The following is an 18,180-nucleotide window of genomic DNA, read 5'->3' on the forward strand; positions in this document are numbered from 1 at the left end:
CGATTGCAGATTCTTTATATATCACATTTCTTATACTTCTCTTAAGTGCTGCTTGATCCTTGCAGTAAGTTTTCCATCCACATTATCGATCAGGATCGTATCTCCGCTGCCAACATTTCCTTCCAGGATCAGTTTAGCTGCCTCGGTTTCAACATTCTTCTGAAGATATCTCTTCAATGGTCTTGCACCATAGGTCGGATCATATCCGCCTTCCACTACAAGCTGTTTGGCTGCTTCGGTAAGCTCGATCCTCAGTTCTTTATCTGCAAGCCGTTTATTGATATCATTGACAAGCAGGCTGATGATAGAGTAAACATTATCTTTCGTCAGCGGACGGAACATAATCGTCTCATCCAGACGGTTCAGAAATTCCGGTCTGAAATGTGCTCTCAGATCATTCATGACCATCTCCTCTGCCTCTGGTTTGATATCGCCATTTTCATCGATACCATCCAGCAGATAAGAAGATCCGATGTTCGATGTCATAATCAGGATCGTATTCTTGAAATCAACGGTACGTCCCTGCGAGTCCGTGATACGTCCGTCATCCAGTACCTGCAGAAGTACGTTAAATACATCCGGATGTGCTTTTTCTACTTCATCGAAAAGCACTACGGAATACGGTTTTCTGCGAACGGCTTCCGTAAGCTGACCGCCCTCATCATATCCGACATATCCCGGAGGCGCTCCGATCAGACGGGACACGGAATATTTCTCCATGTACTCACTCATATCGATACGCACCATATTGTTCTCATCATCAAACAGATTCTCGGCAAGTGCTTTTGCAAGCTCTGTCTTACCTACACCTGTAGGTCCAAGAAAGAGGAAGGAACCAATCGGCTTAGTCGGATCTTTGATTCCTGCTTTGGAACGGATGATTGCATCGGTTACTTTCGTAACGCCTTCGTCCTGTCCGATGACACGTTTGTGAAGTTCATCTGCAAGGTGCAGTGTCTTGCTTCTCTCGCTTTCGTTTAATTTTGCAACCGGAATACCAGTCCAGCGGGAAATGATCTTAGCAATCTCATCATCGGTAACACTTTCATGAACCAGTGACAGATCTTCATCTTTTACCTTTGCTTCCTCTTCTTCCAGCTGTTTCTGCAACTGTGGAAGACGTCCGTACTGAAGCTCTGCTGCCTTGTTCAGATCATAGCTCCTCTGAGCTGCTTCGATTTCACGGTTCAGCTGTTCAATCTGCTCACGGATCTTCTGTACATGTTCAACAGAATGTTTTTCGTTATCCCACTGTGCTTTCTGCTTTGCGAATTTTTCCCGTTCTTCGGCAAGTTCTTCCTGCAGTTTCTGCAGTCTTTCCTTGCTCAGTCGGTCATCCTCTTTCTTCAAAGCAGCTTCTTCAATCTCCAGCTGCATGATCTTACGGTTCAGCTCATCCAGCTCTGTCGGCATAGAATCCAGCTCTGTCTTAATGGATGCACATGCTTCATCAACCAGGTCGATTGCCTTATCCGGAAGGAAACGGTCTGAAATATAACGGTTACTCAGAGTAACCGCCGCAACCAGTGCGCTGTCTGTGATCTTGACACCATGGAATACTTCATAACGCTCTTTCAATCCACGAAGGATAGAAATGGCATCCTCAACTGAAGGCTCATCCACCATAACCGGCTGGAAACGACGTTCCAGAGCGGCATCCTTTTCAATATACTGGCGATACTCATCCAGAGTTGTCGCACCGATACAATGCAGCTCACCACGGGCAAGCATTGGTTTTAACATATTTCCGGCGTCCATTGCACCGTCTGACTTTCCGGCACCTACAATGGTATGCAGCTCATCGATAAACAGAATGATGTTTCCATCACTGTTCTTGACTTCTTCCAAAACTGCTTTCAGACGCTCTTCAAATTCACCACGATACTTGGCACCTGCAACCAGGGCTCCCATATCCAGTGCAAATACTTTTTTATCTTTCAAAGCTTCCGGTACATCACCACGCACGATACGCTGTGCCAGACCTTCTACTGCTGCTGTCTTACCTACACCAGGTTCACCGATCAGAACCGGGTTGTTCTTTGTCTTACGTGACAGGATACGGATCACATTCCGGATCTCTGCATCACGTCCGATGACCGGATCCAGCTTCTGCTCCCTGGCTTTTTCTACCAGATCTTCCCCGTATTTGTTCAAGGTATCATAAGTAGCTTCCGGATTATCACTGGTTACTCGCTGATTACCTCTTACCGAAGAAAGTACCTGAAGGAAACTTTCCCTTGTGATTCCAAGTTCCTTCATCATACCTTTGATCTCACGGTTCGCATATTTCAGAAGTGCGAGGAACAGATGCTCAACCGATACATATTCATCACCCATCTGCTTTGCCTCATCCTCGCCATGGATCAGCACATTATTCAGATTCTGACCAATATACATCTGACCGCCCTGTACCTTCGGACGCTTCCGTAAAAGCTCTTCCACACGGTTCATCATTGTCTCTTTTGTAATGCCCATCTTCTCAATCAGCTTGAGAATCAGGCTGTCATCTATTGTAAGCAAAGAATACAGAAGATGTTCCTGTTCAATTTCCTGGTTGCCATAATCTGCCGCAATCTTTTCAAGGTTCTGTACTGCTGCCATAGAACTTTGTGTAAATTTATTGATATTCATAACATGAGTCCCTCCTTTGCCTTGCTATCTTTGTTCTACTCGAACTATAGCACTTGTTATTAGCACTGTCAATAGTCGAGTGCTAAATCTATATAAATTTTTACTTCCCTGTCAAATCATCGAACTCATTTTATGAGTCCCATCTATATGAAACGCCCCGGATCCTTTATCTTCCTCCGGCAGCGGCTTTCTTATATTCCATCAGTTTCTGTCTTGCTTCTGCATTTAAATGTCTCGGAACCTGAATTTGTACCGTTACATACTGATCACCATGGACATTTGCATCCTTCATGGAAACGATTCCTTTTCCTCTTAAACGAATCTTGCTTCCTGACTGTGTTCCTTCTTTGATCTTACACATCACATCACCATACAGGGTATGCACCCTTGCTTCTCCACCAAACACAGCAGTTGTATAAGGAATGCTGACCGTTGTATAAACATCCATACCTTTTCGTTCATATCCGGCTTTCGGCTGAACAGTTACTTTCAGAAGAAGATCTCCTGCACCGCCTTTTCCGGTTCCCGGCATTCCTTTTCCGCGAAGTCTTATGCTCTTTCCGCTGTCAATTCCTGCCGGAATATGCACCTCAAGTGTCTGTGCTTTTCCGCTCTGATCCTGCAGAGTAATTCTTTTATCACATCCAAATGCTACCTCATCAAATGTAACAGACACACTGGCATTCAAATCCTGACCTTTCTGATCAAAGCCTGCTGATCCGTGACCGCCAAATCCTCCGAAGCCACTAAATCCGGATCCATCGTCATAGAAACTGCTTCTGTGAAAACCATGACCTCCGAAACCATCTGTGCTTTTACTGCTGCTTCCGTGGAAGATATCTTTAAACATATCTCCGAAAATATCATCTGCATTTCCTGTAAAATGATACTCCTGATATCCTCCAGGACCACTTTTGAATCCCTGGAAACCATTTCCAAATCCACTGCCCTGATAGCTGCCTCCTGCAGACTGGTCAAATGCAGCGTGTCCGAACTGATCGTACATCTTCTTCTTTTCCGGATCACTCAGTACCGAATAAGCTTCTGTTACTTCTTTGAATTTCTTTTCTGCATCCGGATTTCCGGCATTGGTATCCGGATGATACTTCTTCGCCAGCTTCCGGTAAGCTTTTTTGATTGTCTTCTCATCTGCATTCTTTGCTACTCCGAGCACCTCGTAGTAATCCCGCTTTGCTGCCATGCTCTGTCACCTCCTGCCTGTAAAACACCCCGGAGATTGCTCTCCGGGGGAAATTTATCTTCTATATTAACCTTCAATTGTGATATATTTCTTCTCTTCTACCGCTGGTTTTGCTTCTTTTTTCGGAACAAAAAGTTTCAGAATACCATGTTTAAATTCTGCTTTGATATCTTCTTCTGTGATATCTTCACCAACATAGTAACTTCTCTGACATGCTCCTGCGTAACGTTCACGGCGGATATACCTGCCGGTTTCTTTCTCCTGTTCATCCTGATCAAGACCTTTCGCTGCACTGACTGTCAGGTAACCATCTTTCAATTCTGCAGTAACTTCATCTTTCTTGAACCCTGGAAGATCAATCTCAAGTTCATATCCATCTTTCATTTCCTTGATATCTGTCTTCATCAGATTATTCGCATGATGTCCATAGAGCTTCTTTTCTGCTCTGTTCTCTGCTTTATCTGCATATCCGTAAAACGGAAATCCAAACCAATCATCATCAAATAAATTATTATTAAAAATACTAGGCATTAACATAAGTCCTGTCTCCTTTCAAACACTCATAATACGTTCGGAACACTTTCTGGCGAACCTTTCTTTTCGTTCCCCTTCCTTTGTTCTATCTGTACTATAGCACGCGTTATTAGCACTGTCAATAGGTGAGTGCTAATTATTTTGTGAAGATTTTGTGAACGAACTTGCAAAGGCGTCTATTTTTGCTATTTTATAGGGCGACAGCCCGGCAACGAGGAAATTCTTTCCCGAGCTGTGCATGGCGTATCTCTCAGCTTCCCAGGGATTTTTCACCTGCTTTCACACTTCTGTACAATCGCTTTTTTTGCATACTCTGTCGTTTCTCCATCATGATTTGAAAAAACAATGTCTAAGTGATACAAGCTGCTTTAATTCTTTTCATTGTAACTACATCTCTTTCAATTTAAAGATACGTCACATAGAAAAAGGGATCCTTCACTCAGTAAATTTGAATGAAATGATCCCTAATTTTCATGTAAATCGTACTTGGTTTTACAATACTAATTATACTTTATTTTTTGAAAAATGTAAGCAAATTTTTATTTTGCACACTCAATAATTATCGCTTCACATCTGTCATATCCAAGCTGTGAGCTGTTCAGACACAGCGTATAATTGCTCGTTTTTCCCCATTTCTGATCCGTATAAAAATTATAATTCGTCATACGCCTTTTATCTGTATCTGCCATCATTTTGACAGCTTCCTTTTCTTCTACATTATATAACCCCATAATTCGCTTTGTTTTTTCCGGCATATCCCCATAGATAAATACATTCAGCACATCGTCCCTATCCTTCAGAATATAGTCTGCATTTCTTCCGATAATCACACAAGATTCCTTATCAGCCAGTTCTAAGATAACCTTTCTCTGTGCCTCATACACCATGTCTTCTACTGATTTTCCTGTAATATCACGTCCGGCAAATGCATATGCAAATAATCCTTTTTTCGGAGATAATTCTGCATTTTTCTGAACATACTCCGGTGACAAACCGGACTTCTCTGCAATGTCATTAATAATATTTTTATCATAATAAGCAATCCCAAGTTTCTTCGCTACTTTTTCTCCGATGAAACGTCCACCGCTTCCAAATTCTCTACTGATTGTAATAATTCTTTTCGCCATCTCTGATTCCTCCTTAATTCAAAACATCTACTTTATTTTTTCTGATTCTCTTTAAAAATACATAACCTGCAAAACATGAAACTATTTCAGTAATCGGAAATGACCACCAGATTAATGAAATGCCCATCTGTCCATTTCTGACAAACATAGAAAAAATTCCGGCCAGCGGCAGTATAATAATGAGCTGTCTCAAAAGCGAAATAACAAGGGACTCTATACCACCATTCAGTGCCTGATAAATACCCTGATAAGCAATATTGATGCCTGCAAACAAAAAGCTGACTGAGATTATTCTCATTGCTTCAATAAAATATTCTCTTGACTGTCCCGCATTAAACAGCGTTGCAAATGCTCCGGGGAAAATCTCTGTGATTGTAATTCCCAGAATCATTAACACAATTGTATAGATCAGACCATATTTGATTCCATCCTGAATTCTCTTTTTACTTCTCATTCCATAAGCAAATGCAATGATCGGGGTGATCGCATCTCGCAGACCAAAAGCGAGAAACAGTACAAACTGCTGAACTTTATAAAATAATCCATAGGCTGTCTGTGCTGCTGGATTGAACTTCAGGATCAGATTCATCACATAAACCATAATGGACATCAATGCCTGTGCAATGATTGCCGGAAGTCCGATTTTATAGATTTCTTTGATAATTCCGCCATCCGGCTTCATGTATTTTGCCCCATGCTCGAATTCCTTATTGAATTTGATATGAAAGATAAGCAATAATACTGCGGATGCTACCTGACCAATTACAGTTGCATAAGCTGCACCTTTCACTCCCATTTCCGGGCAAGGACCAATACCATAAATCATGATCGGATCAAGGATAATATTTACAACGGCTCCAACCACCTGACCAATTGTGGAATAAAGAGAACGACCTGTTGCCTGTAATAACTTTTCAAATAAAGAAAAGAAAATAATACCAAAAGAGATTACGCAGCATATCCTCAGATAGCTGACTCCCATCTCCAATACTTCTGTATCTACTGTCTGTGATGAAATATATGCTTTCACCCCAAAGATACCAAACAGTAAGCAGACCACATAAATGATCACTCCAAGAAACAGACTGTTTCCTGCTACCTTTGCTGCTTTTTTACTATTCCCTTGACCAAGTGTCCTTGCCAGAAGTGCATTGGTTCCGACACCCGTTCCGATTCCTACTGCGACCATAAGCATCTGAACCGGGAATACCAAAGTCAATGCATTTAATGCTGCCTCACTGCCTACTCTCATATTTCCTACAAATGCACTGTCTACAATGTTATAGACTGCCTGCAATGCCATAGATAGGATCATCGGGATTCCCATCTGGACCATCAGCTTATTTACCGGCATCTCCTTCATCTTGTTGCTTTCCGCCATTTTTTAAACTCCTTTCTTTTTGGCACAAAAAAAGTGCGCACCTTGTCATATAAGCTGGACTTACGCTGACACGCTACACACTTTTTCATGGCGATATTGATTTTTGCAAAATGAAAACGAGTAGCTGGTAAACTGGATTTACGCTTACTTGCTACTCGTTTCTTGTAATTATATTTCCTCTTTTTCAAAAAGTCAAACAAAATTTTCCTTACATTCTCTCTTCTTTTTACGCATAACAAAAGCGGGTGATGGGAATCGAACCCACGTATCCAGCTTGGAAGGCTGGTGTTCTACCATTGAACTACACCCGCGTCTTAAAGACAAGTAATATGATATCACATCTCAGAAAAAATGCAAGCCTTTTTTTTATTTTTTGATCACTTTTATTACTTTTTGTCCACTTTATTTTCTGACCTCTATTTTATCTATTTCGGTTCTTTTCCTTCCATTTCCACATATATTTTATCAATCACCTGTTTTCTATCCGATCGGAGTTCCTTTTATGTTTTCCAGATTAAAATCAAAAAATATTATACGGATCTGTTTTCTTTTCCTCGCGGCTTTCTTTGTGGGAACCGGCGCTGCATTTCTGCATGATCATTTCTTTCCAGCCGCTGTTCCCACCTCTTCTGAAGGCAACTGGGGGCTCAGCTTCCAAACGGATGGGGATCCCCCTGTCGGCAATGCCACATTTGACGAGTTGAAAAAATTTGATGCCTTTTACGCACAGGACACCGGCGAAAAGGTAATCTACCTTACTTTCGATGCCGGTTATGAAAATGGAAATACACCGGCTATTCTGGAAGCTCTTACGAAACATCAGGCTCCAGCAACGTTCTTCGTCGTCGGCACACTTCTGGAAAGCAATCCAGAACTTATCAAACAGATCCTCGCTGCCGGTAACACCATCGGCAACCATACCTGGCATCACAAAGACATGTCACAGATTTCTACAATGGAATCCTTTTCTGAAGAAATCCAGACAGTTGAAAAACTGTATCGGCAGATCACCGGACAGGAAATTTCCAGATTTTATCGTCCACCACAAGGCAAATACAGCGAAGCCAACCTGAAAATGGCACAGGATCTTGGCTATCATACCTTCTTCTGGAGTCTCGCCTACGTCGACTGGTATCAGGATAGCCAGCCATCCCACGAAGAGGCTTTTGAAAAGCTGCTTGGGCGGATCCATCCCGGTGCCATCGTTTTACTCCACAGTACGTCCTCTACAAACGCTGAAATCTTAGATGAACTTCTCACCAAATGGGAAGAAATGGGTTATCATTTTGCTTCTCTTGATGACCTTATAAAAGCTACTGCATCTTAGGAATTTTTCTCTGTCACTTTATCGGAGGATTCTCTAATCGATCAGTCCATATTTCTTCATCGCATAAGCAATTCCATCTTCTTCAACGGTCTTTGTAATAAATTCTGTATAAGGTTCCAGCACCTGGTCATGCGCGCCCATCGCAATCGCATGCCCGGCATGCTGGAACATTGCCAGATCATTGCTGCTGTCTCCAAATACATATGACTGATCTCTCGTCATTCCAAAATGCTCCAGTACCCAGTCAATCGCAGTTCCTTTTGTATAGCCCTTGAGGATACATTCAAACGTATTACTTCCACGGTCGATTACTTCCATATCATCTTTGATAAATTCAAAAAATGCTTTTACATCACTTTTTTCATCCGTATAAATAAAGATTTTATCATATGGACATCTTCTCTGCTCCATATAACGCTCGATTCCAAGTCCACGGTTGTTCATGTATTTTTTTGTATTTTCCAATCTGTCAAATCTTGAAACTCTTGAAGTGAAATACACATCTTCTGCTCCCTCAAAAATCCCATCAATCTGACATTTTGTCATATAATCAGCGATCTCATCGCCCCTCTCCGGATCCAGATGCTTTTCAAAAATAATTTCTTCATCAAATGTAAAATAAATCCCACATCCACACAAATATCCATCAAATGGAAGTTTTTTCAGTTCCACCGGAACACTGCAGTATGTTCTTCCTGTATTGATAAATAAAAAATGTCCTGCGTCGTGTGCCCTTTTAAGTGCATCTACCGTACTTGCGGGAATCTCTTTTGTAATCTCACTGAGTACGGTCCCATCAATATCAAAAAATAATGCTGCTCTATTCATTCTACCTTTTCCTCCCGGTTATACTCCAATTACACGATACTCATTATACTCATATCTCACCATTATGCGCAACCCTTTTTCATTTTCTGCAAAATATCTGTGATAAATACCATTTTGACTTCTCCATATAAAAGTAATATAATAGATGTTGTACAATTTGAAAAAGGGGTAATAATAATGAATAAAAGAATCGATAAGAAAAAACAGAAAAGAACACTTGAATCAGCAGTAACTGCTACAGCTACATCATCAGCACCGGCTACAGCAACTCCTGTTGTAGAGATAAAAGAAGTTGTAAAAGAAGTCAAAGTACCAGTAGAAGTTCCTGCCAAAAATCCTGCATTTTATGTTCAGTACCAGAGTGCAGAATATACTGTAGCCGCTATCACAGAACGTGTGATCGCTGACTGCAATGCAAAGGGACACGCTGTAGAAAATCCGGAAGCTCTCTCCATTTATCTGAAACCAGAAGATAAAAAAGCATATTACACCCTTGGAGGGTTCAATGGATATATTGAATTATAAAGGAGTATTTTATGGCGCTTAACTTTCAACAGCTTGGAATGCTTGCAAAACTGAAATCCGCATTTTCCACTTTTCAACAGGAGCATCCTAAATTTATGCCTTTTATTCATGCAGTAAAAGGAGATGCATGCCGCAAAGACAGCATCATCGAAATCTCCGTCAAATCTCCGGAAGGACGGAATTATACCACTAATTTCCGTGTTACCGAAAAGGATTTGGAACTTATCCAGATGCTGAAAGATATGCAGGAAAACCAATAAAGTAAAAAAAGCAGGTAAGAAAGGATAAAATTTCTTACCTGCTCTTTTTCTATCTTACTTTAGCATTTCTTTGCTAATACAAAGGAATGGCCTTCCATTTTTATTGCCTGAAGGCTGACTTTTTTACCGGTATCTAAATCCATATACTCTCCCTCTTCTTCGATCCAGGCTGTCCGGTCCTCTTCTGCGAAATTAAAAAGTGCTGTCATCTGCTCACCCTCCAGTTCCCGCACAACTCCAAGGATTCCATTTTCCCAGGTATCAAGCGTCCAGACATTTGCCGATGCGTCAAATACTTTTTCCTTACTTCGGATGGATCTAAGTTTTCCAATTCCATCAAACAGTTCTTTTTGTACCGTTCCGTTTCTCTTTCGTCCGTCTGCCAGCTTCCAGTCAAATTTTCCTCTGTGGATATACCTGGAATCAACCCGTTTTTCCGGATCATTTTTATAAGTATAATCATTTACCTGACCAATCTCATCTCCACTGTAAAGCATTGGAATTCCGGATTGCACCATCATATATGCATGCAGCATCAGATCAAATCTGACTGCTCTTTTTTTCTTTTCTTCATTTTGTTCAAATCCGGCACTTTCAATTCCACACATGGAAGCTGTCGTTGCACAGAATCTGGCATCTCCTGTTATCGGATCTTCATTATAAAGTTCCCCGCGGCTCACACTTTCTGCGATTTTTCCTGTGAAAAAGTCATTCAGATATCTTTTGTGTGGGACTTCCTGCATTCCCCAACCGGCAAGTGTCTGGAAATCCAATCCCCATCCAATATCATCATGACATCTGAGGTAATTTAAGAAAGTATACTCTTTCGGAAGGTTGTTCATAATATCAAGCTGCATCCGTAAAAGTCTGGTATCTCTCGTCGCAACCGTATTCCATGTAGTAGCCATCATGGTTACATTATAAAGCATATGACATTCCGGCTTTTCTATGGTACCAAAATAAGGAACTACTTTTTCCGGTTCCATCACGACTTCCCCTAATAATACAACCGACGGACACACAATCTCCCCGATCATACGCATCATCCTGACTATCGTGTGTACCTGTGGAAGATTTCTGCAGCTTGTCCCCATTTCCTTCCAGATATAAGGAACTGCATCGATCCGCAGAATGTCAATCCCCTGATTGACCAGGAAAAGGAAATTATACATCATTTCGTTAAACACCCTCGGATTCTTATAATTCAGATCCCACTGGTAAGGATAAAAGGTAGTCAACACGTAGTGTCCGATTTCAGGAAGCCAGGTGAAATTCCCCGGTGCAGTTTCCGGAAATACCTGTGGCACTGTTTTCTCATATTCTCTGACATAGTTTTCATTGTCACAGAAAAAATACCGGCTCATATATTCGCCTTCACCCATTCTTGCCTTCTGTGCCCATTCATGATCTTCGGAAGTATGGTTCATTACAAAATCCATACACAGATTCATGTCTTTTTCATGGCAGGCTTCAGCCAGATCTGCAAGGTCTTCTATGGTTCCAAGTTCCGGCTTTACTTTTCTGAAATCCGCAACCGCATAGCCTCCATCGGATCTTCCCTTTGGCGAATCGAGAAACGGCATCAGATGAACACAGTTTACACCACATTCTTCCAGATACTTAAGCTTTCCTTTGACTCCTCTTAAATTTCCGGCGAAATTATCAATATACAGCATCATTCCCAGCATGTTTTTTTTACGATACCACGCCTGATCCTTTTCCTTCTCCAGATCTCTCTTTCGAAGTTTCGCATTTCTTGCATGATAGTAATTCTGCATCTGTTCACAGAGCTCTGCAAACATTGCTTCATTATCATATAATTCCATATAGAGCCAGCGAAGCTCATCCATATGCTTCGCCAGTCTCTTTTCAAAAATATCATTTGTTTTTCTCATTTTTACTCGACCATTTCCAGATAAATCTGATATGCTTTGTACTCACCAAATTCAAGCGGCATCGGAATTCCAACTTCCATCAGCGCCTCTGCCGGATAAATTTTTCCGGTATTTGAATCTTTATAGAATTGTCCAGCACACAGACCTTTCATTTTTACATAATTTACTGTCATGTTTCCATGGATTTCAAGCATAACTACATTTACAAGTACTTCTTTCCCATCTTCTGATACAAATTCCCATGCGCCGATTTCTTCTGCGAATGGATTACTCAGTCGATAGTAAAGTCCATTTTGTACAAGCTGTGCGTATTTTTTGTATTCTACTATCTGTTTCCTGATCTCTCTGCGCTCTTCATCTGTCATTTTCGCCGGATCCAGTTCATAGCCGAAGGTTCCTGCCATGGCACAGACACCTCTTGTATGGAGTGATGTCTTTCTTCCTGTCTGATGATTCGGAACTGCAGATACGTGAGATCCAACTGCAGATACCGGATACCCAAAGGATGTTCCGTATTGGATTCTTACACGATCCACTGCATCGGTATTGTCACTGCACCAGATCTGTGGTGTATAATACAGCATTCCCGCGTCAAAACGACCTCCACCACCACTGCAGCCTTCGATCAGAAGGTCTGGATAGCGGCTTATAATACGCTCCAGGAAATCATAAAGTCCAAGCATGTAGTCATACTGCACACTGCCCTGTTCTTCTGCCGTCATAGAATATACTTCTGCCATACTTCGGTTCATATCCCATTTTACATATTCGATATTTCCCTGATCGAGCACCTGACACATCTGCTCATAAACAGCATCCACAACTTCTTTTCTCGAAAAATCAAGGAGCAGCTGGTTTCTTCCTTTTACCGGTTTTCTTCCCGGGATCTGAATTGCCCAGTCCGGATGTTCACGGTAAAGATCACTGTCTTCATTTACCATCTCCGGCTCAAACCAGAGCCCGAATTTAACACCTAACGCATTGATCCTGCTGATCAGGTCACCAAGACTTCCCTGCAGCTTTTCTTCATTAACCTTCCAGTCGCCAAGTCCACTGTTGTCATCATTTCGACTTCCAAACCATCCATCGTCCAGTACAACCATATCGATTCCCAGATCCTTTGCCTGCTCGGCAAGATGATAGATATCTTCTCCCGTAAAATCAAAATAGCATGCTTCCCAACTGTTGATCAGTACCGGTCTTACTTTTTCTTTATATTTTCCACGACACAGATTTTTACGGATACATCTCTGCAGATTCTGGGAAAGCTTTTCAAGTCCCTGATTGCTGCAAGTTAAAATAACTTCTGGGATCACAAATTCCTCTCCTTTTTTCAGTGGATAAGAAAACTGTTCTTCCTGCAGTCCCATCTGCATTCTTGTCTGCCCGAACTGATCCTTTTCTACTTCTGCTTTAAATCCTCCGCTGTATACAAAAGACATTCCATAACAGGTACCGGCATCTTCTGTCGTTTCTTTTTCTGCCAGTATCATCATCGGATTGTACTGATGGCTGGATGTTCCTCTGCGGCTTCCAATTACAAAAGCTCCATGTCCTACCGATGTTCTTTGCATATTTCTTTCCATCGCATGGCGGCCGTAAAATGAAATTACGTCAAATTCACCATGAACGAAATCGATACACGCTGCTTGGGCTTTTGTCAGTCTGATTTTATCTTCTTCTGTATTGATCACTTTTGCACTTCTTGTGATCACATCATACTCCGGAAGAACTCCATAAAGTAATTCTACCTGTAATCCTGTCACCTGATCTTTCATATAAATGATCAGAGTCTGGGCTTCCTCTTCGGCAGCATAAACTGCCGGAAGTCCCTTCAAATTGTATTTTCCATCACAAATCTCATATCCCTGATATCTAAGATCGCATCCAAAAGAACCATCTGCATTTACAAGATCCAGCACCGGACTCCGGAAATCTCCTGTTAGGCGGCATGGAAATTCCTGCGGAAGCGCATCAAGAGAATATGTTCTGTCATTTCCTGCATCCTGCGGATTTCCTGAGAAGCCACGGTCTGCATAGGTCAGAAGATAGTCCATAACTCCATCTGTCTTTCTTCCATAATATAAATGCATTAAAAATCCATATGCATCAATTTGCATCTGATACGTTGTATTTTGGGTATGTAATGTAAATGTTTTTGCTTTCTCGTTGTATATGATTCCCATATTCTTCTCCTTAAGCTTCTGTCAAATTTATTTTACTGCGCCATTTACAACACCGTTCAGAATCTGTTTCTGACAGATCAGATAGAAAATCAAAATCGGAAGCAGTGCCAGTAAATAGGATGCAAATGCAAGATTATAATTGGTTCCAAATTGTGTCTGGAATGTCATCTGTGCAAGTGGCAGTGTGTTCACATCACTACCTGCCAGAATTACAAGTGGTGTCATAACATCATTCCATGTACCAAGTGCTGTAAGTACCGCTACTGTTGCATGCATCGGTTTCATGATTGGGAAAATAACGCTCCAGTAAGTTTTCCAAGTTGTTGCCCCGTCTACACGTGCAGCCTCTTCCAGTGCCAGCGGAATATTTTTCAGATAACCGGAGTATAAGAGCACATTCATCGGCATATAAAATACAAGATAACACAAAATAACACCGAAAATATTGTCAATTCCCATCTGTGCTGTCTGCTTCACAAGTGGCATCATCAAAATTGCAAATGGAACAAACATACCGCTTACAATATAAAGATAGACTACTTTGTAAAATTTACTGGTACTTTTACTTCTTCCGATCACATAACCGATCATAGAATGAATCAGAATGGAAAGAACTACCGTTACAATCGTTATCAGCACACTATTGCCCAGTGAATGCCAGAAATCTGTTACACGCATTGCTTCTGCAAAGTTAGAAAAGCTCCAGCTTTTTGGCAGTGATAAGATTCCGGAAATACTGTTTGTCATTTCCGACGGTTTCTTAAATGCAATCACAACTGTAAGATAAAGAGGAAAAATAACGGTTACAAGACCCAGAATCAATAAAATTGTGATTGGCCAGTTTACTCTTTCTTTCACCTTTACTTTCATTATAACTGTTCCTCCTTATTTCCCAAAAAGTTCATCTGTAATACAGAGACCACAACGATCACTACAAAGAACACAACTGCATTGGCACTCTGGAACCCAAACTGTCCTCCAGCCATACCATTGTTATAAATCAAAAATGAAATTGATTCTGTACTCTGCGCCGGGCCTCCTTTGGTAAGAGCCATGATCTGATCAAATACCATCAGAAAATTCTTCATGCAAAGTACCATATTGATGGTAAAGAATGGAAGGATCAGTGGAAATGTCAGATTCTTGAATTTTTTCCATCCGGTCGCTCCATCAAGAGAACCTGCTTCGTATACATCCTCCGGTACCGTCTGAAGTCCGGAAATATAAATAATCGTATTCATTGCAACAGACTGCCATGCACATACAATTACGATCGCAACCCATGCCCATTTTGAGCTTGCCAGGATACTGTCACCTTTTCCGCCCATCATTTTTACAACTGCCGGAAGAATATAAGTGAAAAAGTAATTGAAAATATAGCCCACTACAAGTGCTCCTAAAATATTTGGAACGAAATACATTCCTCTGAGTGCACTTTTAAATTTAATTTTACTGTTTAATCCAAGAGCTAAAACAAGACTTAACACATTTACAACTATTGTTGCAACAATTGCAAGCTTGAATGTAAACAGGTAGGATTTCCCGACTCTTGCATCAGTAAATAAGTCTGTATAATTCCGAATACCTACCCAGTCAAACTCGCCATATCCTCGAAAATTTGTAAAACTATAAATAACACCTTTAATAAGTGGCAGCGTATTAAAGCAGAAAAACAACGCAAGTATCGGTATCGTAATCAGTAAAAATGTCCGCTCTCTGCCATTCATCCTTTTCAATTTATTCATGATCTGTATCCCTCCTACTTGCCTGCTTCATAATCTTCCATCATACGAATGATATCCCTGTTATATCTGATCCAGTCTTTGTCAAATTTTTTCAGGAATGCGTCAACATCCTGGTTTATGAGAAATGTCTGGATTTGTGCATCAACTGCCATTTCTGACGGATAATAGTGGTCCTGGTAATCCGCCATACGGTTATCCTGAATATATGGTTTCATATCTTCCAGTTCCGGAGCTAATGCAAAATCTTCGTCTTTACAAGGCACCGCATTCTGTGCATCTAAGTATGACTGGATACTATCATGATCCATCAGGAAATCAAGTACTTCATATGCCGCTTCTTTATTTTCGCATGCATCCATCACGCAGAACTGAAGGTCTACTCCTGAATTTAATACATTGTCCTCTTCAGAATCATTAGCCGGCATAACAAAGGATCCGATATTCATATCCGGATTTACAGATTTGATCTGCGGAATTGCATAGCTTCCGATTGTATACATCGCTGATTCACCATTTGCAAATGCAGTACATGCATCGTTGTATCCGTATCCAAACGGTCCATCTTCACCATAATTTAACAATTCAAGCATTTTTTCTGCCACTTGCGGATATTCTTTGGAGAAGGTTGTTTCTCCCTTATTCACCTGCTGACAAACATCGGATGGTGCAAGTCCGACTGCAAGTGCATTCCAAGGTGCAAGGCAGGTCCAGGTATCTTTATATCCAAAATAAAGTGGCTGGATTCCTTCATTCTGAATCTCCTTGCAAAGAGAAATAAATTCATCCCAGGTCTGCGGAATCTCCCATCCATGCTCTGCAAACATATCTTTGTTATAGAGCACTCCTGCCGCATTTGCCACATACGGAAGCCCATATGTTCCTTCTGTCGGAACAAACTCCAATCCTTCAATAATATCCAGATAAGCAGGTTTTACCTCACCAAGTCCTTCATAATCTGAAAGGTCAGCCAGTATTCCTGAATCAACAAAATACGAATAATTGATATCTCCTCCGATTCCGATAATATCCGGATAATCTTCTCTGATAAAACGTGTTTTCAAAATTGTTGTCGCATCATTTGGGGAAGATATTTTTAAATGGATATCATCATGTGTCTCATTAAATTCTTTTTCAAGCTGTTCAAATATATCTACCGCCTCCGGTTTGTACTGAACAAGTTCAATTTCCACTTTTCCGCTTTTTGAATTTTGCTGACATCCCTGTAATACAGCTGATGCCATCAGAATACAGGACATTCCCAAAACAATTGCTGCTCTTTTCCTTCTCATTTTTTCTCCTTCCTCACAGGTATATTCGTTTTTAGTTACCGCTCGATATATCAAGTACTTTCTTTATAGTTGTATTATAACATACCATTATGCGACTAAAAATATCATTGCATTTGAAGTTTTATTCCAAAATGCTATTATTTTCTTCTTTTTTGCTAAAGGCATAGCATTTTGGTATATTTTAGTTGCAATCTATTTATTAAATCAGTAGAATAAATATATATATCAACTGACTTAACATCTGCTAAACATCATTTTTTCACGGCAGAGCACCTATGAGAAAGGAATTATTATGAAAGAACTTATGTTTTCAGTATTTCCAAGCGAGAATTTTGTCGATCTTGGATTGTATCAGTTTGGTTACGAACAATGTGAACCGGCGCATAGTTTTGGTCCTGCCGTCCGTAATCATTTTCTTTTTCACTACATTATCTCCGGCACCGGAATTTTAATGGCAAATGATTCTCACGGTGTAACACAGACCTATCACGTAAAAAGTGGCCAGGGCTTTATGATTTTCCCCGGTCAGATCAATACTTATATCTCTGATGAAAAACTCCCATGGGAATATACATGGATTGAATTTGACGGACTACGTGCAAAAGAAACCATTGAACTTTCCGGACTTAGTTTGGATAATCCGATTTATAAGGCTACTTCTAAGGATCTGCGTGAAATACTGAAAGAAGAACTTCTCTATATTGCAAGTCACGGAGACGCTACACCATTTCACCTGATCGGGCATCTCTATCTTGCAATTGATGCTCTTATTCGTTCTACTTCCATCATGCAGACATCAAAAATCAGCCGTCTTCAGGATTTTTATATCCATGAAGCCCTATCTTATATAGAGCAGAATTTCCAAAACGATATTTCTGTCGAAAACATCGCTGCTGTATGCGGATTAAACCGCAGTTATTTCGGAAAAATTTTCAAAGACGGAATTGGAAAATCTCCTCAGGAATTTTTGTTGAATTATAGAATGATTAAAGCTGCTGAATTATTAAAACTGACAAAGCTTTCCATTAAAGATGTAGGTAATGCAGTCGGTTATCCCAACCAATTACATTTTTCCAGAGCATTTAAAAATATTTATGGAATATCGCCAAGAGACTGGCGTAATCAGAACAGACTTAAACAATAATAGAAAAAGAATGCTGCAGTTCAGACTGTGCATTCTATTTTTATTATTTAATATGTAATAATAAAGAATGTGCCTAGGCTCGTAGTGCCTTTTATTTAACAGGAAGT

The 18,180-nt window shown here is 40.6% G+C and carries 15 protein-coding genes and 1 tRNA gene; 4 read left to right on the top strand and 12 right to left on the bottom strand.

The genetic code is table 11. From position 1 onward, the window contains the following. Positions 1 to 30: 30 nt before the first annotated feature. The 6 genes from clpB to PGR14_RS02995 form a co-directional block, all read right to left on the bottom strand. Positions 31 to 2,631, bottom strand: a complete 2,601-nt coding sequence (gene clpB, locus PGR14_RS02970; protein WP_008370859.1) for an ATP-dependent chaperone ClpB — start codon at positions 2,629 to 2,631, stop codon at positions 31 to 33. A gap of 166 nt (positions 2,632 to 2,797) precedes the next feature. Then, positions 2,798 to 3,832 carry a DnaJ C-terminal domain-containing protein gene (locus PGR14_RS02975; RefSeq protein WP_270222944.1) on the bottom strand — a complete coding sequence of 345 codons (1,035 nt, stop codon included), beginning with the start codon at positions 3,830 to 3,832 and terminating at the stop codon, positions 2,798 to 2,800. Between the two features lie 66 nt (positions 3,833 to 3,898). Beyond that, complete coding sequence (locus PGR14_RS02980) at positions 3,899 to 4,369, bottom strand: Hsp20/alpha crystallin family protein (RefSeq protein WP_008370865.1); 471 nt, start codon at positions 4,367 to 4,369, stop codon at positions 3,899 to 3,901. A 536-nt stretch (positions 4,370 to 4,905) separates the two neighbouring features. Further along, the gene (locus PGR14_RS02985; RefSeq protein WP_022219921.1) at positions 4,906 to 5,493 is read right to left on the bottom strand and encodes a cytidylate kinase-like family protein; all 588 of its coding nucleotides are present in this window, start codon (positions 5,491 to 5,493) and stop codon (positions 4,906 to 4,908) included. Between the two features lie 13 nt (positions 5,494 to 5,506). After that, a complete protein-coding gene (locus PGR14_RS02990) occupies positions 5,507 to 6,874 on the bottom strand; it encodes an MATE family efflux transporter (RefSeq protein WP_055246320.1) in 1,368 nt (455 codons plus the stop codon). Between the two features lie 240 nt (positions 6,875 to 7,114). Next, a tRNA-Gly gene (locus tag PGR14_RS02995) sits at positions 7,115 to 7,185 on the bottom strand. A gap of 191 nt (positions 7,186 to 7,376) precedes the next feature. On the opposite strand from PGR14_RS02995, the gene PGR14_RS03000 reads away from it, so the two are divergent. Beyond that, positions 7,377 to 8,201 carry a polysaccharide deacetylase family protein gene (locus tag PGR14_RS03000; protein ID WP_055158558.1) on the top strand — a complete coding sequence of 275 codons (825 nt, stop codon included), beginning with the start codon at positions 7,377 to 7,379 and terminating at the stop codon, positions 8,199 to 8,201. Positions 8,202 to 8,234: 33 nt separating this feature from the next. Here the strand turns inward: PGR14_RS03000 and PGR14_RS03005 are convergent, their stop codons facing one another. Then, positions 8,235 to 9,029 (bottom strand): Cof-type HAD-IIB family hydrolase, encoded by a 795-nt coding sequence (locus tag PGR14_RS03005; RefSeq protein WP_055158556.1) that lies wholly within the window; start codon positions 9,027 to 9,029, stop codon positions 8,235 to 8,237. A 177-nt stretch (positions 9,030 to 9,206) separates the two neighbouring features. On the opposite strand from PGR14_RS03005, the gene PGR14_RS03010 reads away from it, so the two are divergent. Further along, a complete protein-coding gene (locus PGR14_RS03010) occupies positions 9,207 to 9,554 on the top strand; it encodes a DUF6465 family protein (RefSeq protein ID WP_022219870.1) in 348 nt (115 codons plus the stop codon). 11 nt (positions 9,555 to 9,565) lie between these two features. Further along, complete coding sequence (locus tag PGR14_RS03015; protein WP_022219869.1) at positions 9,566 to 9,814, top strand: hypothetical protein; 249 nt, start codon at positions 9,566 to 9,568, stop codon at positions 9,812 to 9,814. Positions 9,815 to 9,873: 59 nt separating this feature from the next. Here PGR14_RS03015 and PGR14_RS03020 read toward each other — a convergent pair whose 3' ends face one another. Genes PGR14_RS03020 through PGR14_RS03040 form a run of 5 tightly spaced genes read right to left on the bottom strand, consistent with a single transcriptional unit; the run spans position 9,874 to position 16,929 of the window. Then, positions 9,874 to 11,709: an alpha-amylase family protein gene (locus tag PGR14_RS03020; protein ID WP_270222946.1), complete on the bottom strand. Its 1,836-nt coding sequence runs from the start codon at positions 11,707 to 11,709 to the stop codon at positions 9,874 to 9,876. Between the two features lie 2 nt (positions 11,710 to 11,711). Beyond that, positions 11,712 to 13,895, bottom strand: a complete 2,184-nt coding sequence (locus PGR14_RS03025) for an alpha-galactosidase (RefSeq protein ID WP_270222947.1) — start codon at positions 13,893 to 13,895, stop codon at positions 11,712 to 11,714. A gap of 27 nt (positions 13,896 to 13,922) precedes the next feature. Beyond that, positions 13,923 to 14,765 (bottom strand): carbohydrate ABC transporter permease, encoded by an 843-nt coding sequence (locus PGR14_RS03030; protein ID WP_270222948.1) that lies wholly within the window; start codon positions 14,763 to 14,765, stop codon positions 13,923 to 13,925. Further along, complete coding sequence (locus tag PGR14_RS03035; protein ID WP_270222950.1) at positions 14,765 to 15,640, bottom strand: carbohydrate ABC transporter permease; 876 nt, start codon at positions 15,638 to 15,640, stop codon at positions 14,765 to 14,767. Before PGR14_RS03035 ends, PGR14_RS03030 begins: the two co-directional genes overlap by 1 nt. A 14-nt stretch (positions 15,641 to 15,654) precedes the next feature. Further along, positions 15,655 to 16,929 carry an ABC transporter substrate-binding protein gene (locus PGR14_RS03040; RefSeq protein WP_270222951.1) on the bottom strand — a complete coding sequence of 425 codons (1,275 nt, stop codon included), beginning with the start codon at positions 16,927 to 16,929 and terminating at the stop codon, positions 15,655 to 15,657. 292 nt (positions 16,930 to 17,221) lie between these two features. Here PGR14_RS03040 and PGR14_RS03045 point away from each other — a divergent pair, with 292 nt between their 5' ends. After that, on the top strand, positions 17,222 to 18,073 hold the full coding sequence (locus PGR14_RS03045; protein ID WP_008370897.1) for an AraC family transcriptional regulator: 852 nt from the start codon (positions 17,222 to 17,224) through the stop codon (positions 18,071 to 18,073). The last annotated feature ends 107 nt before the right edge of the window (positions 18,074 to 18,180 follow it).

The sequence above is a fragment of the Coprococcus sp. AF99-45 genome, from assembly GCF_027663865.1.
GTDB classification, from domain to species: Bacteria; Bacillota; Clostridia; order Lachnospirales; family Lachnospiraceae; genus Allocoprococcus; species Allocoprococcus comes.